Source organism: Actinoplanes subtropicus (assembly GCF_000721705.1).
In the GTDB taxonomy this organism is placed as follows: Bacteria; Actinomycetota; Actinomycetes; order Mycobacteriales; family Micromonosporaceae; genus Actinoplanes; species Actinoplanes subtropicus.
Window position 1 is genome coordinate 18,509 of the sequence record NZ_JOJL01000058.1, and the last position, 19,559, is coordinate 38,067.

At 71.2% G+C, this 19,559-nt stretch carries 17 protein-coding genes; 3 read left to right on the forward strand and 14 right to left on the reverse strand.

Annotated features, from left to right (window positions below; translation table 11 throughout):
* Positions 1-4: 4 nt before the first annotated feature.
* The 3 genes from IH26_RS0149115 to IH26_RS0149125 form a co-directional block, all read right to left on the reverse strand.
* Positions 5-292, reverse strand: a complete 288-nt coding sequence (locus IH26_RS0149115) for a PIN domain-containing protein (protein ID WP_030443216.1) — start codon at positions 290-292, stop codon at positions 5-7.
* 73 nt (positions 293-365) lie between these two features.
* On the reverse strand, positions 366-656 hold the full coding sequence (locus IH26_RS0149120) for a PIN domain-containing protein (RefSeq protein ID WP_030443217.1): 291 nt from the start codon (positions 654-656) through the stop codon (positions 366-368).
* A 230-nt stretch (positions 657-886) separates the two neighbouring features.
* On the reverse strand, positions 887-1,900 hold the full coding sequence (locus IH26_RS0149125) for a potassium channel family protein (RefSeq protein ID WP_030443218.1): 1,014 nt from the start codon (positions 1,898-1,900) through the stop codon (positions 887-889).
* A gap of 166 nt (positions 1,901-2,066) precedes the next feature.
* Between IH26_RS0149125 and IH26_RS0149130 the strand changes: the two genes are divergently transcribed.
* Positions 2,067-2,573 (forward strand): phospholipase, encoded by a 507-nt coding sequence (locus IH26_RS0149130; protein ID WP_030443219.1) that lies wholly within the window; start codon positions 2,067-2,069, stop codon positions 2,571-2,573.
* Here the strand turns inward: IH26_RS0149130 and IH26_RS0149135 are convergent.
* Positions 2,566-5,640: an adenylate/guanylate cyclase domain-containing protein gene (locus IH26_RS0149135; RefSeq protein WP_342668373.1), complete on the reverse strand. Its 3,075-nt coding sequence runs from the start codon at positions 5,638-5,640 to the stop codon at positions 2,566-2,568. The two genes, IH26_RS0149130 and IH26_RS0149135, sit on opposite strands and share 8 nt — an antisense overlap.
* Before the next feature lie 1,075 nt (positions 5,641-6,715).
* Complete coding sequence (locus IH26_RS0149140; protein ID WP_030443221.1) at positions 6,716-6,928, reverse strand: FmdB family zinc ribbon protein; 213 nt, start codon at positions 6,926-6,928, stop codon at positions 6,716-6,718.
* Between the two features lie 123 nt (positions 6,929-7,051).
* Between IH26_RS0149140 and IH26_RS0149145 the strand changes: the two genes are divergently transcribed.
* Positions 7,052-8,500 (forward strand): lytic transglycosylase domain-containing protein, encoded by a 1,449-nt coding sequence (locus tag IH26_RS0149145; RefSeq protein WP_030443222.1) that lies wholly within the window; start codon positions 7,052-7,054, stop codon positions 8,498-8,500.
* Positions 8,501-8,587: 87 nt separating this feature from the next.
* A complete protein-coding gene (locus tag IH26_RS0149150; RefSeq protein WP_030443223.1) occupies positions 8,588-9,607 on the forward strand; it encodes a GNAT family N-acetyltransferase in 1,020 nt (339 codons plus the stop codon).
* 24 nt (positions 9,608-9,631) lie between these two features.
* On the opposite strand, the gene IH26_RS0149155 is transcribed toward IH26_RS0149150, so the two are convergent.
* From IH26_RS0149155 to IH26_RS0149195, 9 genes are all read right to left on the reverse strand, one after another.
* The gene (locus IH26_RS0149155) at positions 9,632-10,123 is read right to left on the reverse strand and encodes a helix-turn-helix domain-containing protein (RefSeq protein WP_030443224.1); all 492 of its coding nucleotides are present in this window, start codon (positions 10,121-10,123) and stop codon (positions 9,632-9,634) included.
* A gap of 938 nt (positions 10,124-11,061) precedes the next feature.
* On the reverse strand, positions 11,062-12,045 hold the full coding sequence (gene hemB / locus IH26_RS0149160; protein ID WP_030443225.1) for a porphobilinogen synthase: 984 nt from the start codon (positions 12,043-12,045) through the stop codon (positions 11,062-11,064).
* Between the two features lie 13 nt (positions 12,046-12,058).
* Positions 12,059-13,645: a bifunctional uroporphyrinogen-III C-methyltransferase/uroporphyrinogen-III synthase gene (locus IH26_RS0149165; protein ID WP_030443226.1), complete on the reverse strand. Its 1,587-nt coding sequence runs from the start codon at positions 13,643-13,645 to the stop codon at positions 12,059-12,061.
* Positions 13,642-14,571: a hydroxymethylbilane synthase gene (gene hemC / locus IH26_RS0149170; protein ID WP_030443227.1), complete on the reverse strand. Its 930-nt coding sequence runs from the start codon at positions 14,569-14,571 to the stop codon at positions 13,642-13,644. The genes IH26_RS0149165 and hemC overlap by 4 nt, the downstream gene beginning before the upstream one ends.
* Complete coding sequence (locus IH26_RS0149175) at positions 14,568-15,857, reverse strand: glutamyl-tRNA reductase (protein WP_030443228.1); 1,290 nt, start codon at positions 15,855-15,857, stop codon at positions 14,568-14,570. Before IH26_RS0149175 ends, hemC begins: the two co-directional genes overlap by 4 nt.
* Positions 15,854-16,597: a redox-sensing transcriptional repressor Rex gene (locus IH26_RS0149180; RefSeq protein WP_030443229.1), complete on the reverse strand. Its 744-nt coding sequence runs from the start codon at positions 16,595-16,597 to the stop codon at positions 15,854-15,856. The genes IH26_RS0149175 and IH26_RS0149180 overlap by 4 nt, the downstream gene beginning before the upstream one ends.
* A 394-nt stretch (positions 16,598-16,991) precedes the next feature.
* Entirely contained in the window at positions 16,992-17,633 is a 642-nt protein-coding gene (locus tag IH26_RS0149185; RefSeq protein WP_030443230.1) for an HAD family hydrolase, read from the reverse strand.
* 10 nt (positions 17,634-17,643) lie between these two features.
* On the reverse strand, positions 17,644-17,892 hold the full coding sequence (locus IH26_RS0149190; RefSeq protein WP_030443231.1) for a glutaredoxin family protein: 249 nt from the start codon (positions 17,890-17,892) through the stop codon (positions 17,644-17,646).
* Entirely contained in the window at positions 17,889-19,391 is a 1,503-nt protein-coding gene (locus IH26_RS0149195) for an AMP-binding protein (RefSeq protein WP_425394473.1), read from the reverse strand. The genes IH26_RS0149190 and IH26_RS0149195 overlap by 4 nt, the downstream gene beginning before the upstream one ends.
* Positions 19,392-19,559: the final 168 nt, after the last annotated feature.

A 19,559-nucleotide genomic window follows, 5' to 3' on the forward strand; every position in this document is an offset into this window, starting at 1 on the left:
CCGGTCACCGCCACTTGTCCGGGCGCCGATAGGTCGGCCCGGACCGGGGGTCGTGGACCTCGCTCGGCAGCTGGACGCTTCGGAGGATCGACTCCCGAATGAAGAAGTGGCCGAGGTCGCCCACGCTGAGAAGCTGTCCGGAGGGCTGGGTGTTGCCGGGCGGCAGGCCGATGTAGAGACGCTGCCGGGGCACGACCATTCGAACCGCCTGCAGCGCGGGCCGCATGTCGGTGTCCGCGCTGATCAGGAGGCTCGTCTCGGCAAACCCGCGCGCCGCATCGGCCACCATCATGGCGCCGAGCGCGACGTCGGTCTCCTTCTCCTCGTGCGAGTGATACTCCAGACCGCATCCACATCGATAGGGCTCACCGCACCGGCGGCAGGCACGGAGTGCGGTGCTTGAAACGGCCGATCCGCACGTCGAGCCGGGAGCCGTTGCGAGCCGTCATCGCGTCCAGGTAGCCGAGCTGATTGTGGGTGGCCTCGGCATTGCCGCGCACCACCGCGGTGAAGTAGCGGACTAGGACGACGTCATCGTGGGGCCGAAGACGACAGATCAGGTCGACCGGGTCCAGCCACAGATACTTTCGCCGGTACTTGCTCTTCATGCCGTAGTAGAGGTTGAAGCCGTCGATGTACGCGGTGAGCGATGCCACGGTTGCTCTCCAGGTCGTTGGGGGTGTACGCTGGACTAGCTCGGGCGGAGAGATACCGCAGGACGGCCCCCTTTGGGGGCCGTTTTCTTTTGCCCTCCGGCGCTCACTCGCCCCTTGTCTCGCGCAACTAGCGGTGCGTGTGGTTGCTTAGCGCCTAGTCTAGTGGCAAAGACATCGGAATGCACCTACATGTGTGAGCCCGGTAAGCCCGGGGTGAATCAAGGGGCAAATCAGACCGAGACGCCGACGCTGCTTTCCTCGTTGCGGATGTAGACCAGGAAGTCGCCGGTTTCGATGGTTACCGCCTGGTCGCCGCCGAGGGGGAGCACCTTGCCCCGCCGGATCAGGGCCACCACCAGGGTCGCCAGCTCGCGTGGGTTCTGGCCGACCTCGCTGCGTTCCGCGCTCCGCATCGCCAGCGCCATCCCCTGCCCCGGCGTCAACAGGTCCTCCACCACGTCGATCAGCGGCGGCGCCGTGGTCGTCAGGCCGAGCAGCCGGCCGGCCGTGGACGACGAGACGATCACGTGGTGGGCACCGCTCTGCTTCAGCAGCGCCGCGTTCTCCTGCTCGCGTACCGCCGCGATGATCCGGACCTGGCCGGCCGTCAACTGGCGGACGGTGAGGGTGATCAGGACGGACGCCTCGTCGCTGTCCGTGGCGATGATGACGGCCTTGCAGTTCTTGACGTCGGCCTCGTTGAGCACGGACGACCGGGTGGCGTTGCCGTCGATCGCGGCCAGGCCGTTGGCGGTCGCCTGGCGTACGGCCGCCTCTCGATTTTCCACCACGACGATGCGCGCCTTGTCGTGTCCGTTCTCCAGCAGCGCGGCGACCGCCGCGCGGCCCTTGGTGCCATAGCCGCAGACGATGACGTGGTCCTTCAACTTTCGCCTCCACCGGCCGACGCGCAGGCTGTTGCGGTATTGATCGGTCAGCACCTCGAGGGCGGTGCCGACCAGGATGATCAGGAAGAGCACCCGGGCGGGGGTGATCACCAGGACGTTCACCAGCCGGGCGTCCTGGGTGACCGGGGTGATGTCGCCGTAACCGGTCGTGGAGAGCGTCACGACGGCGTAGTAGAAGCAGTCGAGCAGGCTCAGTCCATCGTTGTTGATGTCCCGGTAGCCGCCCCGGTCGGCGTAGATGATCGACACCGTGACCAGCACCAATGCGATCGCGAGCAGCACTCGGACGGTGAGCGCTCGCAGGGGGCTCCGGCGCACCAGCGGCAGATGGATCATTTCTTGTCCCGCACACGGACACCTTAGTTGGCCGCGTACAGGCACGCCCTTCAGGACATCACATTAACCATCGTTCAGGAATGCCCGCCGGTAGCTTCGCGCACGGTGCGGCAAAGCCCATCGACAGACCTTCATGCGTACGCCGTCGGCCGCCGACACTGCCCGCATGACCCGACGCATCCTCATCGTTCTGGTCGTCACCCTGGCCGCGCTGTTCCCCGCCGGCGCCGCCTACGCCACCGCCGACAAGGCGACGGTCCTTTCCAACTGGACGCAGCCGACGTCGGCCAGCACCACCGCCTGGAACACGGCCCGGCTCGACCGCGCTCGGTGGGCGTCCTACAACTTCGACTGGTCCACCGACTACTGCTCGGCCAGCCCGGACAAGCCGCTCGGCTTCGACTTCACGCTGTCCTGCTGGCATCACGATTTCGGCTACCGCAACTACAAGGCGATCGGCACCTTCCCGGCCAACAAGGACCGGGTCGACTCGATGTTCTACGCCGATCTCAAGCGCAAATGCGCCACCTACAGCGCCGTGGTCCGGCCAGCCTGCTACAGCCTGGCCTGGACGTACTACGAAGCGGTGCACAACTTCGGCTCACTGGCCGCGGTCCAGCAGAGCGACCTCAACCGGGCCCAGGCCATGCTGGCCGGCGCCGCCGCTAGGTAAGGGTCTGGGCGAACCGGGTCGCGCCGTCCTCGAGATCGGGATGCTCCACGGCCAGGGCCATCGCCACGATCCGATCAAAACCCAAACCCACTCCGTCGGCGTACGCGGCATCAAAGGCCGCGTCGCCGAGGGAGGTGCGCAGAGCCAACTGCTGGTCGGCCCAGAAACGCCCGAACATGTCGGTACCCCGGGCGCCGCGGGCCGCCTCCGCCCCGCCGAACAGGACGGCCGCGCTCGCCGGGTCGCCGCCCAGCGCACAGCGGACCGCGATCGCGGCGACCGCGTCGGCGGCCGCGCCCCGGAACCCGTGCCGCAGCCGCGACCGCAGGGCCACCACCAGGTGGTCATGGGCGGCGACCAGGTCACGACGGCGCAGCGCGACCATCCCCAGCAGCCAGTCGACGGTGCGCCGGCCGCGGTCCTCGGGGCGGCCGGCCTCCAGCTGACGGGCGCCGCCGAGCAGTTCGGCCGCCTCGAGGAGCGCGTCCCGCCGCCAGAGCAGCTCGGCCAGCGTCACCACGGACGGCAGCCCGGCCTCGGCCACGCCGAACTGCTCGGCCCGGGCGATCATCTCGCGGCAGTGCTTCTCGGCCGCGTCGAACTGCTCCTCCGCCACCAGCGTCAGCCGGTACTTGGCCATGGCCCGAACCCGCAGGCCCTGGTCTTCGGCGACCCGCGCCATCCGCTCGGCCCGCTCGGCGAACCGGGCCCGCTCCTCGGGATCGTCGGCGAGCCGGGCGTGCACCAGATAGGCGGAGGCCAGGTCGGCGGGCGGCACGGAGGCGTCGTCGAGCCGGCGGTAGAGCCGGAACAGCAGGTCGCGTCCCTCGCGGGCGCCGCCGTGCTCCCGCCACCAGGGGTCGAGCGCACTGGCCAGCCGCAAGCCGGCCTCGACGCTTCCGTGCGTGGCGGCCCAGCGCAGCGCTGCCTGCCATTCCGGCACGTACGGGGCACGCTCGGTCAGCGAGACGGTGCGCGGCTGACCGTCGGTGTCCACGGTGGCGGCCGCGAGCGTGTGCAGCGACCAGGCCAGGTGCCGGTCCCGGGCGACGTGCTCGTCCCCGGCGGCGGCAAGTTGGCGGCACGCGTACGCCCGGACCTGCTCGGACATCCAATAAAGCGGCCCCGGCACCACCTCGATCAGCGACTTCTCGGCCAGCTCGGCGAGCGACCCGACCGCGTCCGGCCCGCACCACTCGACGGTCGGCAGGTCGACGGCGCCGGCGAAGACCGAAAGGCGGCGCAGGAGGGCGGCGGAGCGCAGGCTCAGCGTCCGGTAGGACCAGTCGAGACAGGCGGTCAGGCTGCGGTGGCGCTCCCCGGGATCCGCACCATCCGGGTCGGCACCGCTCAGGTCGGCACCGCTCAGCCCGGCACCGCTCAGCCCGGCACCGCTCAGCCCGGCGCTGCTCAAGCCGGCGCTGCTCAAGCCGGCGCCGGCCGGGGCGGCGCTGATCGGGTCGAGGGCAGCGATCGGGTCGTCGAGTCGTGCCTCCAATTGGGCGGCCGAGAACAGCCGCATCCGGGCGGCGGCGAGCTCGATGGCGAGCGGTGAACCCTCCAGCCGCGCGGCTACCCGAGCCAGGTCGCCCTTCTCCTCGACCGACGCCGCCCGTCCGCCGCGGGCCGCCTCGAAGCGCTCGCCGAGCAGGGTGAACGCGTCGGCCGGCGACAGCGGCGGGATCCGCCAGACCACCTCGCCGTGCACCCCGAGCGGCTCGCGCCCAGTGACCAGCACGTCAACGCCGGGGCAGGCGGCCAGCAGCCGCTGCACGAGACCGGCACAGGCGGCCGGCGCGGCGTCAGAGGTCTGCAGGAGCAGCAGCATCCGCCGGCCCGCGCACTCTTCCAAGACCGTCTCCAGCACCGGACGGCCCGGCTCGGCGCGCAGGCCAAGGGCCGCGGCCAGGGCGGGGGCCAGGCCGGTTGCCGCGCTGACCGCATCGACCGTCCAAATTCCTTGCGGGTACGCCGTGAGCACCTGCTCGCCGAACGCCAGTGACAAGCGCGTCTTACCCGCGCCACCGGGTCCCGCGATCGTGACGAGCCGGTGCCGGGTGAGCAGCTCGGACAGCTCGGCGAGTTCGGCCCGCCGGCCCACGAAGGAGGTGACCGGCGCGGGCAGGTTGTGCCGGGCCGCTCCCGGGGTGCGCGGACGCGGGAAGTCCCGGTCGAGGCCGGCCGCGACGACCTGGAAGAGCCGCTCGTCGTCGTCGAAGCCGCGCAGCCGGTGCGGCCCGAGGTCGAGCAGGTCGACACCGGACAGACACTCGGCAACCGGATCCACCACGGTCTCGGCGCGATTCGACCCGTTGGCCGCCAAGGAGCTGGGCGCTGTCTGGGCGCTGACCGCTGCCGGGCCGCTGGCCAGCGCCGCTCCACTGGCCGACGCCGAGCCACTGACCGACGCCACGCCACTGGCCAACGCCGAGGCACTGACCGACGCCACGCCACTGGCCAACGGCGGGCCGCTGACCGCCGCCGAGCCACTGACCAGCGCCGCTCCACTGGCCGAGGCCGAGCCACTGACCAGCGCCGGACCGCTGGCGAGGGACGGGCTGGTGGGTTTTGCTGGGGCGCTGGATGCCGGGGCGGGCCGCGCGGCCGGGCCGAACGGCAAGAGCTGCGGGGCGCCCGGGATCGACACTCCGAACGGGATGTCGGCGCCCGAGGTCAGGATGGCCAGCGCGGTGGCGCCCGAACAGAGGACCTGCCCACCGTGCGCGGCCGCCGCTACCCGGGCGGCGCGGTGCACCTCGATGCTCGCGTACTCCTCGCCGATCGGCTTCGCGAACCCGGTGTGCACCCCCATCCGCACCCTTGGCATAGCGTCACGACCCGGCCACTCGTGTGCGGACAGTCGCCGTTGTGCCTCTACGCAAGCGGCGAGAGCGGAGCCAGCTTCACGGAAGGCGACGAAGAACGAATCACCCTCTGTAAATAACTCGACACCGTCAAAATCCCCGAACACGTCGCGTAGCAACGTACGGTGAGCAAGAAGGACGGAGCCGTAATCGTCACCGAGCATCCGGGCCAGCCGAGTCGAGCCTTCGATATCGGTGAACATAAAGGTCACCAGGCCGCTCGGCAGCTCGGTCCGTCCCGACACGGTGAACCTCCGCCTCCTTCTGGGAAGTCGTGACTCATGCTGCCGTATCGCAGCGTTACCGTGCATCGTAGAAACGGACGGTAACAATCCGCCCGTCACGACCGACCCCGGACGGAGGACACTCGTCCGAGAGTCATCGACTTCCCTATGCACTACGCGTGACGTAACGAAATGGATCGAGCCGGGACACGCCGCAGTCGGTCAGTTCCCGCCGACCGTTCGGGCGTACCCGCAAGAGTCACCCCACACGACATCTCTCCACGTCGCACGGTCACTGCGCTGCGTAATCGCGACCCCGCCCCGAAGATCGATCGCCGGACCATATGCCCGATCGGCCGGAAAGAGCCACCCCTTCTGGACGTACGCACCCGCGCGGAACTTCAACACCCCCCGAACGAGACCGCATCACCCGCCCGCGTAAACCCCGCACGAACCTACGCGAGCCCCATTCCCGGCAACCACCCGATCCGACACGACCCCGCACCACCCAGCCAGCCCGACCCCGCGCACCCGGCCCCAGGCACGCCACGGCCCGACCAGGCACAGGACGGCACGACCCGACCCAGCCCAGCCCGGCCCAGCACAGCCCGGCCCAGCACAGCCCGGCCCAGCACAGCCCAGCACAGCCCGGCCCAGCACAGCCCGGCCCAGCACAGCCCGGCCCAGCACAGCCCGGCCCAGCACAGCCCGGCCCAGCACAGCCCGGCCAGCACAGCCCGGCCCGCCCGGCGCAACGCAACGCGGCGACGGGGCACGGGCCGGCGCCACGCGGCCCGGCGAGGCGGCGCGACGCGGCAGGACGCGACGCGGCAGGACGCGACCCGGCCCGCCCGGCGCGACCCGGCCGGCCCGGCGCGACCCGGCGCGGCACGACGCGGCGGCGCGACTCGGCCCGGCGAGGCGGCGCGACGCGGCCTGGTACGGCCCCGACGACGCGGCCCGACGCGGCAACGCGGCGACCCGACGCACAGGGGCCCAGCACGACGCGGCCCGGCACGCCTCGTCGGTCGACTGCGCGCCCGCGGTTGGCGGGTCAGCAGCCGCAGGCGCCGCCGCAACAGCCGCCGGCCTGAGGCTGGGCCGGCTGGGCTGTGGCGCCGCCGCGGGCGACCGCGACGGTGGAGAGCAGCTTGACAGTGTCGCCGTGGCCCTGGGGGCAGGCGGCGGGGGTGGACGCCTCGCTCATCGGGCGGCTGACCTCGAATGTGTCGCCACAGGCGCGGCACCGGAACTCGTAACGCGGCATTGGCAAAGAGTAGGTCCCAGGTCCGACAGAAATACACGCGGCGGCCCTACCCAGCCGCAACGTCATCGGCGGGGGGTCGACGGGGCCTCTTGCCGCGAGCCATCGGCGGGTATGGTCGGGGCCGTGGCGAACGGGCGGAAGACACCGATGGGGCAACCTGAGCTGCGCGCGTCGGCGCCGCACCGGGGCGGGCCGCTCGGCAGTTCCGGCGCGGCCCCCGAGGCGGCGCCGGCAACCACGCAGGCCACCAAGTCAGATATAGCCGAAAAGTCCGAGGCCAAGACGGACGCTGTGCCGGCGGCAAAGGCAACGGACGAAGGCAAGACCGAGGTGACCCCGGCGGTCGAGGGCAAGAGCGAGGCGACCCCGGCGGCCGAGGACAAGAGCGAGGCCAAACCCGAGGTGACGCCTCCGAGCGAGGCCGCAGGCGAAGGCAAGACCGAGGTAGTGCCCCCGGACGCGGCCAAGAACGACCGCAAACCCGACGTGGCGCCTCCGAACGGGACCAAGGACGACGGCAAGACCGACGCGGTGCCTCTGGACGCGGCCAAGGACGACGGCAAGACCGAGGCGGCAGCCAAGGGGGACGGCGCGGACAAGCCCCCGACGACCCCCACGGCCACCCCTACGAGCGACTCCACGAGCGACCCCAAGGCGACTCCCCCAGCCCCCCGACGCGCGCATCCCGTGCAGGCCGTCGCCCGGGCCGGCCGCAGCACCTCCGCCTGGGCCAAGCGCCCCAGTGGACGCCTCGTGCTACCCGGGGTCATCGTCCTGCTGCTGCTCGGGGCGGCCGGCACTGCCGGTGCTTACCTCGTACCGCAAGCATTGGATGCCACACCCGCGCCCAGCGCGACCCCCGCATTCGGCGCCGGAGCGACGGCGGCCTCGGCGCCGCCGGTCGGCGCGGCCGCCGGGCTGCCCACCGGCTCCGCTCCGATCGGCCCGTCCGGCGCGCCCGCCGTCACCACCCCGGCCGGGCAGGGGCAGAACGGCCAGCGCCCGGCCGATGCCCTGGAAGGCTGGGCCCAGCAGATCGGCACCAAGGTCAGCATTCCGGTGGTGGCGCTGGAGGCGTACGGCTATGCCGCGCTCGTGCTGGAGAAGACCACGCCGTCCTGCCATCTGAGCTGGACCACGATCGCCGCCCTCGGCAAGGTGGAATCCGACCATGGCAGCGCGAACGGCGCCGTGCTCGGCGCCGACGGTGAGGTGCAGCCTCCCATCTATGGCCTGCCGCTGGACGGCAAGGGCGGTCGGCAGCTGGTCCGGGACACCGATCAGGGCACGATCGACGGTGACACCACGTACGACCGGGCCGTCGGTCCACTGCAGTTCGTCCCGCAGACCTGGAACAGCTACAAGATGGATGCCGACAACAACGGCGTCGCCGACCCGAACGACATCTACGATGCGTCACTCACCGCGGCCTCCTATTTGTGCCAGGGCGGGCGTGACCTGTCCAAGGGGGCGTCCTGGTGGGACGCGATTCTCTCGTACAACGCCGTCCAGCCGTACGCGCAAAAGGTCTTCGAGGCCGCTAACGACTACGGCCAGCGCAGCCAGGGATGAGACCGAACCACGACGCACAGTGACGGTCCCCGCACAATTACGTTCGCAGCACTTCCCTGAAGGTCCGCTTACCGGCAAGCTGTACGGGTGAGGGTGCGTGAATGGGATCCCCGGTCAGCGTCGGCGGGGGAGATCCGATCTCTCGTGGAGACGGTGAACGCGGTCCTGTCCGTCGATCTCCCCGACGATCCACCATGGCAGGACGTCCAGGTCAGAGAGTATCTGGCCGAGACCGTCCCGGGTGAGCGCCGGATCTGCTGGGTCGCCGAGGACGACCGCCTCCCCGAAGGGGAGAGTGAGATCTTCGCGCATGTCAGCATCCTGCTGCTCGGCGACATCGGCGTGCTCGAGGTGATGGTCAAACCCTCGCTGCGCCGGCGCGGCCTCGGCCGCCAGCTGGTCGCGGTCGCCACCCGCCGGGCCTATCTCGAGGGTTTCTCCTCGATCGGTGTGGAGGTGATCGGCGGCACCCCGGCGATCCCGTTCTACGAGTCGCTGGGCTTCGAGCGGGAGTATGTGGAGACCCGCAGCGTGCTCAATCTGGCCTCGGTGGACTGGCCGACGCTGCGCGAGATGGCCGGCGGCATCGCGCCCGGCTACCGCGTGGAGTATCACCCCGGCGGCCCGCCCGAGGAACTGCTCGAGGCGTATGCGCAGGCCAAGCTCGAGGCGCAGGACGATGACGACGATCTCGACCTGGCGCCCCGCTCGTCCGACCCGCAGCGCCTCCGCGACTCGCTGAACACGCTGCACAAGCGCGGCCTCAAGCCGTACATCGTGCTGGCCATCCACGAGGCCACTGGCGACGTGGCCGGCCTGACCGAGGTGGTCGTGCCCGCGCAGCACCCCGAGCGCGCCGACCAGTACGACACGATCGTGGTCCGGGCGCACCGCGGCTACGGCATCGACCGCGCGATCAAGGCCCGCATGCTGTTCGAGCTGCGCGACGCCGAGCCGGAGCTGCGCGAGGTGCAGACCTGGAACGCCCAGAACAACGAGGCCATGCTCAAGGTGAACGCCGAGCTCGGCTACCAGCCCGACCGCGACTGGTTCGAGTACGGCGCCGATGTGGCCCAACTCGTCCAACTGCTCGAGCCGACCGAGTGACGCCTCCGCCGGCACCGGGCTTTCTCAGAAATAGCCCGGCACCTGCGGCGGCGGAGGCTGATCACGGTATTTCTTGACCCGGACCTCCCACTGGCTACGCCGGCGCTGTATCTCTCGCGTGCGCCGATCTCGGTGGAAGGTCTCTGGCGGACGGGCGAGCCCATATTGATCGCCCCACCATTCCCCGGGCTCCGGATCCAAGATCGTGTCGAGATGACTCGGATAGCGTCGGTCGGCGCCGTCGCGGGCATCCTCCCGGTCGCGCATCGGCAGAATTACCCGCCCGTCATCGTTGACGACCGCCATGCCGAGACCAGCCACGCCCAAGATCCGTTCGAAGGCGGGCAAGCTCGGCGTCAGAGTGCCCTTCTCGATGCGACTGATCGTGGAGCGGGAGAGCCGAGCCGCCACCGCCAGCTCACGTTGGCTGATACGCGCGATGCTGCGCACGCGGCGAACCAGGCCCGGCACGGGAAGCCCGAACGACGGCTCGTCAGCATTTGCTGGGATTGGCATGCGTCCGACTATGGCAGCTGGCGTCGATTCCCGGAGAGCCCCTGTGGACAACTCCGAGTTCGCCCCAACTCCGCACCAAATCCGCAGGCCAGGTGCTGCTTCTCCGCGCCTTTGCTCTGCGCACCAATACGCACAGCACTGCGCACTGATACGCACCGCCCGAGCGGACCACCCCGACGGGCGTCCTTGCGCGCAAGCGGGTGCCTCCTGGTACGCAGAGCGGGCGCGCCCACGTGCGCAGAGCAGGCGCGCCCACGTGCGCAGAGCAGGCGCGCCCACGTGCGCAGAGCAGGCGCGCCCACGTGCGCAGAGCAGGCGCGCCCACGTGCGCAGAGCCGGGGCGCGCCCACGTGCGCAGAGCCGGGGGCGTCTCGGTGCGGAGAGCAGTGCGTCTTTGTGCGCAGAGCCGGGGGCCCAAGTGCGCAGAGCCGGGGGCCCAAGTGCGCAGAGCGGGCGTGCTCACGTGCGCAGAGCCGGGGGGACTCGGTGCGCAGAGCAGTGCGTCTTTGTGCGCAGAGCGGGGGCCCAAGTGCGCAGAGCGGGCGTGCCCACGTGCGCAGAGCCGGGGGGACTCGGTGCGCAGAGCAGTGCGTCTTTGTGCGCAGAGCCGGGGGCCCAAGTGCGCAGAGCGGGCGTGCCCACGTGCGCAGAGCCGGGGGCGTCTCGGTGCGCAGAGCAGTGCGTCTTGGTGCGCAGAGCAAAGTGGTCCGGGAAGGGTTCGGAGCGCGGCCGAGTGCAGGAGGAATGTGGCCCTCACGGCAACCGTGGTTGTCGCGGAAGGCACGGCTGGTGGCTGACGGCGGCCGAAGGTCGCGATTCACGGCGGTCAGGCGGGCGACGCACGGTTGGGACACGACGCCTTGAAGTGGCCTGATCGAACTGCTCAGGTCGCCCCGAAGACGCGGGACCGCGACGTCACGTCGGTGGCGGACCGGCGGTCAGAAGCGGAGGCGCTGGGCCACCTCGGTGGCCCAGTAGGTGAGGATGATCTGGGCGCCCGCCCGCTTGATCGAGGTGAGCGTCTCCATGATGATGCGGTCGCGGTCGATCCAGCCGTTCGCGGCGGCCGCCTCGACCATCGCGTACTCGCCGGAGACCTGGTAGGCGGCGACCGGGACGGTCACCCGGTCGCGGATCGCCGCGATCACGTCGAGGTAGGCCAGCGCGGGCTTGACCATCACGATGTCGGCGCCCTCGGCCACGTCCAGGTCGACCTCGCGCAGCGCCTCGCGCAGGTTCGGCGGGTCCTGCTGGTACTGGCGGCGGTCACCCTGCAAGGTGGACTCGACCGCCTCGCGGAACGGGCCGTAGAACGCACCCGCGTACTTCGCCGAGTAGGCCAGGATCGACGTGTCCTGGAAGCCCTTTTTGTCCAGGGCGCGCCGGATCACGCCGATCTGGCCGTCCATCATGCCGGACGGGCCGACCATGTGCGCTCCGGCCTGCGCCTGGCACACCGCCATCTCGGCGTAGACCTCGAGCGTCGCGTCGTTGTCGACCGAGCCGTCCTTGGCCAGCACCCCGCAGTGCCCGTGCGAGGTGAACTCGTCCAGGCACAGGTCGCTCATCACGACCGTGTCGTTGCCCACCTCGGCGACCAGGTCGCGGATGCCGACGTTGAGGATGCCGTCCGGGTCGAGGCCGGCCGAACCGGTCTCGTCCTTGTTCTCGTTCTCCGGTACGCCGAACAGCATCAGGCCGCCGACGCCCGCGCTGACCGCCTCGTGCGCCGCCTTGCGCAGCGACTCCCGCGAGTGCTGGACGACGCCGGGCAGCGAGCTGATCGGCCGGGCCTCGGTCAGCCCCTCCTTCAGGAAGAGGGGCAGGATCAGCTCGGACGGGGCGAGGCGAGTCTCCTCCACCAGGCGGCGGAGGGCCGGCGTGCGCCGCAGGCGGCGCGGGCGCACATCGGGGAACGACATGGCGACTCCAAAATCAGCGGAAGCGCAGAGCGGTGGGTCCCTGAACCTTCGAGCCGCGGCGCTGCTTGGCCGGCATCGCGGCCAGCTTCTCGCGCAGCTCGATCGCGTACGACGCGAGCGCCTCGACCAGATCCGGCACCGACGCGTGCTGGGGCTGGACGTCGACGCGCAGGCCGAACTCGGTGGCGGTCTCGGCGGTCTTCGGGCCGATCACCGCGACGACCGTGCGGGCGTGCGGCTTGCCGGCGATGCCGACCAGGTTGCGTACGGTGCTGGACGAGGTGAACAGCACCGCGTCGAAGCCGCCCGACTTGATCGCGTCGCGGATCTCGGCCGGCGGCGGCGCGGCCCGCACGGTGCGGTACGCCGTCACGTCGTCGACCTCCCAGCCGCGCTCGATCAGCCCGGCGGCGAGCGTCTCGGTGGCGATGTCGGCGCGCGGCAGCAGCACCCGGCCGACCGGGTCGAGGATCTCGTCGTGCGGCGAGAACTCGGCGAGCAGCCCCTCGCTGGACTGGTCGTCGGCCGGGATCAGCTCGGGCTGGATGCCGAACGAGCGGACCGCCTCGGCCGTGGCCTCGCCGATGCAGGCGATCTTGACGCCGCCGAAGTGCCGGGCGTCGAGGCCGTGCTCGTCGAACTTCTCCCAGACCGCGCGCACGGCGTTGACCGAGGTGAAGACGACCCAGGCGTACCGGCCGTCGACCAGGCCCTTGACCGCGCGCTCCATCTGCGCCGGGGTGCGCGGCGGCTCGACCGCGATGGTCGGCACCTCGCACGGGATCGCGCCGTACGCCCGCAGCCGGGCGCTCATCGCGCCGGCCTGCTCCTTGGTGCGCGGGACGAGGACCTTCCAGCCGTACAGCGGGCGGTTCTCCCACCAGCTGAGCGCGTCCCGCTCGGCCACGTCGGAGCCGACCGTCAGCACCACCCGGCCGGTGAAGCCGAGGGCGGCGGCGACGAAGCTGTCGACGGTGGAGGTGGTCGTGTACTGGGTCTCGCCGGTGCCGTCGCCGGTCACCGCGACCGGGATGCCCGGCTCGACGCCGGCCGCCAGCAGCCCGTCGCGGACCGCGGCCAGGTCGCCGGCGTCGACCGCCACGGCGAACGAGCCCTTGCGCGACGAGGCGGCGAGCGCGTCGAAGTCGAGCGCGGTCACGTCGTCGACGTCGGCCGTGGTCCGCACCGACGGCAGCGGCACGCCGGCGTAGGTGGCGACGCCCGCGGCCTGTCCGATGCCGGGCACGACCTCGAAGTGCACCGCCGTACGCGCGACGGCCTGCACCTCCTTGATCACCGACTCGTGGCCGAACGGGTCGCCGGACACCAGGTGCACGGCGGACAGGCCGGACTTGGCCGCGGACAGCAGCACCTTGGCGACGTCGCCGGGCGCGCCCTCGGCCGGGCTGAACTGGGCGTCGGCCTTGGCCTCGGCCTTGATCGCGGACAGCAGGGAGTCGGGGACTCCGCGGTCGTACACCACCTGGTCGGCGTCGGTGAGCGCGGCGTGCGCGCGACGGGTCAGCAGCTCCGGATCGCCTGGTCCGGCGCCGACGAACGCGATGCGTCCTGCAGGCTTGCGGGCGGTGCGGGTGGTCATTCTGTGCTCCCCATCAGGGTATCGGCGCCGGCGTCGAGGAGGTCGGCGGCGAGTGCCTTGCCGATCTCCGCCGCGTCGGCGGGCGTTCCGGTGCGCGACAGGCGGATGGCTCGGGACCCATCCGGGCTGATCACCGCACCGCGCAGGTAGATCTCGTCACCGTGCTCGCCCTCGGCGAGCTCGGCGTGTGCCGCGACTGGGGCGGAGCACCCGGCCTCGAGCGTGGCCAGCATCGCCCGTTCCGCCACGACGGCGGCCCGGGACGGTGCGTGATCGAGCGCGGCCAGCAGCTCGACCAGGTCGGAGTCGTCGGCCCGGCACTCCACCGCCAGCGCTCCCTGGGCCGGGGCGGGCAGCATGAGCATCGGGTCGAGCGTCTCGGTGATCTCGGCGGCCCGGCCGAGACGAGCCACACCGGCCCGGGCGAGGACGACGGCGTCCAGATCGGCCTCGGGCCCGTGGACCCGGGCGATCCGGCTGTCGACGTTCCCGCGGATCGGCGTGACCTGCAACTCTAGGCCCAATGCCCGCAGTTGCGCGATTCGGCGCACCGCGCCGGTGCCCACCACGGAGCCCGGCGGCAGCTCGGCGAGCACCCGGTCGCCCTTCGCGATCAGTACGTCGCGGGGGTCCTCGCGCGGCGGGACGGCCGCGATGTGCAGCCGCGCCGGCACGGCGGTGGGCAGGTCCTTGTACGAGTGGACGGCGAAGTCGATCTCACCGGCCAGCAGCGCGTCCCGCAGTGCGGACACGAAGACACCCACGCCGAGCTGCGCGACCGGGGCCGAGGAGCGGTCGCCCGACGTGACGATGCGCACCAGCTCGACCGGCCGGCCGGTGGCGGCGGTCAGCGCATCGGCGGTCAACTGCGACTGGGCGAGGGCCAGCGCGGAGCCACGAGTGCCAAGGCGCAGGGGGGCGCTCACGCTTTTCCTCCGATCTCGGGCACGGCATCGGCCTGGGTGGCATGGGGGACGTCCAGATCGAACAGCTCCCGCAGCAGCGCGGCGTACTGGTCGCCGCCCGGTTCGGCGGCCAGCTGGCGCACCCGTACGGTCGGCGAATGCAGCAGCTGCTGAACGACCCGATGCAGCGTACGGGAAACATCCGCTCGCTGCTCATCCGTGAATTCCGCTCGGCGCGCGTAGAGCTTGCGCAACTCGCCGGCGACCACGTCCTCGGCCCGGTTGCGCAGCGCGGCCACGGTCGGCGCGATGTCGGCGCCGCGCAGCCAGCCGAGGAAGTGCTCGACCTCGGCGGTCACGATCTGCTCGACGGCCGCGGTCTCGGCGGCGGCCGGCAGCGTGCGGCGGGACGAGGCGAGACTGTCGATGTCGATGATGGTGAGGCCGGGCAGTCCGGCCGCCTCCGGCGCCACGTCGCGGGGCACCGCCAGGTCGAGCACGACCAGCGGACCGGCCGCGGACAGGCGGTCCCGGGTCAGCACCGGCTCACTCGCCGCCGTCGCTGTGATCACCAAGTCGGCCGAGCGCAGCGCCGCGTCCAGCTGCTCGAACGGGACGGCGACGGCGCCGTACGCCTCGGCGAGCCGGTCGGCCGCCGCCGCGCTGCGGTTGCTGATCCGCACCGAGCCGACGCCGGCCCGGGTCAGCGTGGCCACCGACAGCGAACCCATCGCGCCCGCGCCGATCACCAGCGCCGATTTCTGGTCGAGCGGGCCCATCTCGGCCGCGGCGACGTCGAGCGCGGCGGTGACCACACTCTGCCCGGCCTTGTCGATGCCGGTCTCGGCGTGCGCCCGCTTGCCGACCCGCAGGGCCTGCTGCATGAGCTCGTGCAGCAGCCGCCCGGCGGTGTCCGCCTCGCTGGCCGCGTGGTACGCGTCGCGCATCTGGCCGAGGATCTGCGACTCGCCGACCACCATCGAGTCGAGCCCGGCGGACACCCGGAACGAGTGCTGCACCGCGGCCTCGTCGTAGTGCACGTACAGGTGGCCGGCCAGCTCGGTGGCCGGAATGCCGGAGGCCTCGGAGAGGACGTTGCAGACGTCGCCGAGGCCGCCGTGGAAGCCGCTCACCGCGGCGTAGATCTCGACCCGGTTGCAGCTGGAGAGCAGCACCGCCTCGCCGATGTACGGCTGGCTGACGAGCTTGTGCAGCAGCCCGGGGACGGCGTCCTCCGCTATGGTGAGCCGCTCCAGGGTGCTGATGTCGGCGGTGCGGTAGGAAGCACCGACACTGAGCAGGTTCACGACCCGACCGCCTCCTGAGTTCCCGCCCCCGTGGCGGACCGGCCGCCGGGCAACGCGGTGAGCGACGCCTTGCGGTGCTCGTGGAATGAGAGGATCTGCAGCTCGATGGCGAGGTCGACCTTGCGCACGTCGACGTTCGCCGGGACCGATAGCACGCACGGCGCGAAGTTGAGGATGCTGGTGACCCCCGCGGCGACCAGTTCGTCGGCGACGGCCTGGGCGGCGCCGGCCGGGGTCGCGATCACGCCGATGGCAATGCTCTCCTCGACCGCGACCTCGCTGAGCTCGTCGATGTGCCGCACGACCAGGCCGTGGATCCGCTCGCCGACCTTCGCGGGGTCGGCGTCGAACAGCGCGACGATCTTGAAGCCGCGGCTGGCGAAGCCGTCGTACCCGGCCAGGGCGTGACCGAGATTACCCACGCCCACCAGGCAGACGGCCCGGCGCTGGTCGAGGCCGAGAACGTACTCGATCTGCTCGATCAGCAGGGCGACGTCGTAGCCGACCCCGCGCGTGCCGTACGACCCGAGGTGGGAGAGGTCCTTGCGGAGTTTCGCCGAGTTGACCCCGGCGGCGGCCGCGAGACCCTCGCTGGAGATCGTGTCGGCCCCACCCTCGCCGAGGTTGTGCAGTGCGCGAAGGTATTCGGGCAGCCGGGCGATCGTCGCCTCCGGGAGGTCCGGGAAGGCCGGGACGTCGCCCGTTCCTCCGGGCGTGCTTCCGTGACGCTGCTGACTCATCTGACTCCGTGCCGACGACGTGTCGAACTAGCGGTGCGAGCCCCCTGTCGCCCAGCTCGACCGGCTGTGATAGCGGGGCTCTTCGAAGTCACAGAGTAGGCGCTTGTGAAGGCGTGCACAAATCGCGATCTTGGTGAGGCGAGTGGACAGAGATCCACTAGCGTGCTATTGAACCCCTCGAAGTATGCCCCGGCCGTCGGTCTACCGACCACCCTGCCGTCAGCGGCGGCAGCGAGGGTGACCGGCCGCCCGGGCCGGCCTGCCCGAGTGCAGCCCAGCCCGGATGCCGGCGGCACCGGGGCCGGGACGGCAGGCAGATCGCCTGGGCAGGCGGGGACTCGGCTGACCTCGTACGGTAACGGGAACTTGATCTGGCTCTTGACCCTGAAACGCGTCAAAGAGACTTCGCGAGCTCCACGGCCTCGAGGAGGGTGTCGGCTACTGGACGGCCTGAGGCGCGCAGCTTGTCGGGGTGGGTGAAGCCGCCGGTGTAAAGGACCGCTTGGGCGCCCACCGAGTCGGCCGCGGCGGCGTCGTCGAGGGAGTCGCCGATCATCACGACCTGGTGGCCGGGGATGCCCAGTTGGTCCAGGTGAGTCGCCAGATGGGCGGCCTTCAGGTGGCCGCCCACCTCGGTGCGCAGCCCGTCGACCCGGGTGAAGACCCCGGCCAGGCCGTACGTCTCGACGGCCGGCACCAGCTCGCTGTGGAACCACATGGACAGCAGCGACTGCGAGCCGGGCCACGACTTGATCGCCGTCATCGCGTCGGCGGCCAGCGTCATGCTGGTCAGCCCCAGCCGGTACGTGTCGTGAAAGAGCCGGTCGAGCCGCCCGAACTCCTGGTCGTCGATCGCCCGCTCGAGCATCTCGGCGTAGAACTCGGCCACCGGCCGGCGGTACCGGGCGCGGTGCTCGTCGGCGTCGACCGGCCGGCCGCCCACCGATTCGAAGGCGACATTGGTGGCCGAGACCACCAGATGCAGGTCGTCGAGAAGGGTGCCGTTCCAGTCCCAGACAAGATGCGTAGCGGTCACGGCGAACAACCTATATGCGGGGCTCCCCCGGTTGTCGCGCCAAATCCCGCAACAGCCGGGCCTCCTCGATCCGCCAGTAGCCGTGCTCGGCGCCGTCCAGCAGCACCACCGGCACCCGGTCGCCGTAGTCACGCTGCAGCTCCACATCCGAGTCGACGTCGACCCGGCTCCACTGACCAGGCAAAATCCGGTCGAGCACGGCCTCGGCGTCCTCGCACAGGTGGCAACCGTCCCGGCTGATCAAGGTCACTCGGTTCACGACGTGATCTCCCTCTTCCGGACCTTGCCGATCGCCGAGTGCGGAAGCTCACGCACCAGCTCGATGCTCGGCAGCTTGAACCGGGCGAGCTGCGCGGCGCAGAAGACCTGCAGCTCGGCCGGGGTGGGCGCGGGGTCGAGCGCGGCCACCACGTACGCGTGCGGCCGCTGCCCGGTCTCGTCGTCGGGCACCCCGACCACCGCCGACTCGGCCACCGCCGGGTGCCCGTCGAGCACCCGCTCGATCTCGGCCGGGTAGACGTTGAAGCCGTTCACCAGGATCAGCTCGCCGATCCGGTCGACCAGGTGCAGGTCGCCGTCGCCGTCCGCGTACGCCACGTCGCCGGTGCCCCACCAACCTTCGTCGTCCGGCCCGTCCCGGCCGTCCGGCCAGTAGCCGGAGAACAGGTTGGCGCCGCGTACCACGATCTCGCCGGGGTCGGTGCCGGCCGAGTCCTCGACGGAGAGGTCGAGCTCGGCCGCCTCGTCGGGCGGAAGCGTCTCGTCGGGCGAGGCGGTGCCGTCCTCCCAGAGGATCTCGCCCTCCGCGTTTCGCAAGCGCAGCGAAACTCCCGGCAGCGGGCGGCCGATCGAGCCCGGCTTGCCCCGATCGCTGACCGCCGTGGTGGTCAACACCGGCGCGGTCTCGGTCAACCCGTACCCAATGATCAAGGTTTTGCCGGTTGCGGCGTGGAAGTGCGCGGCCTCGGCCGGGGCGATCGGCGCGGCGCCGCACACCGCGGTGCGCACGCTGCTGAGCCCGGTCTTGACCGACGGCTGCCGGGACCACTCGGTGTACATGCCCGGCACGCCGATCGTCACCGTGACGGCACGTTCGGCAATCACGGAGAGCGAGGCCGCCGGGTCGAAGCGGTCGATCAGCACACCGGTGGCCGCGTGGTGCGCGACGGTGCCGAGACCGGTGTTCAACCCGTACGCGTGGAAGAACGGCATCGCCAGCAGCACCACGTCGTCCGGCCCGACCACCGGCGGATCGATCGCGTCCAGCTGGTCGTGGTTGGCCGCCAGCGCGGCGCGGGTGAGCATCGCGCCCTTCGGCCGTCCGCTGGTCCCGGAGGTGTAGAGCAACACCGCGAGATCATCCGCCGAAACTTCCGGCAGGTCGCCGGTCGCTCCGGCGAGATCCGGCGGTACGCACGGCGGGGTGGACGACCGCAGCTTGGTGCGGGCCTCGGCCTCGGCGACCACCACCGCGGCCTGGCAATCGGTGATCACGTAGTCCAGTTCGTCGGCCGTGTACCCGGGGTTGAGCGGCACCGCGACCCGGCCGGCCCGCAGCACCCCGTAGTAGGTCGCCACGAAGTCGACGGAGTTGCCCAGCACGATCGCGACGCGTTCCCGGGGGCGGGCCAGCATCACCAGCCGGCGGGCGGCCGCCTCCACCCGGGCGTCGACCTCGGCCCAGGTCAGCGTGCTCGTCGGAGCGATCAGTGCGGGGTGGTCCGGTCGCGACTCGGCGGCGACAGCGATCTCGTCCACGAGGCACGAGTCTGGCACAAACGCGCCGTCAGAGGGATGGCGGACAGCCTGTCCGTTGGCGGGAGAGCCCGGGTGCGTTTCTCTCTGAGTGACTTTCTTGGTCTTGGTTAGGCCGCGAGGTCGTATTGGTGCTGGTAGCGGCTGGTGTGGGTACGTTGGTGTTCTTGC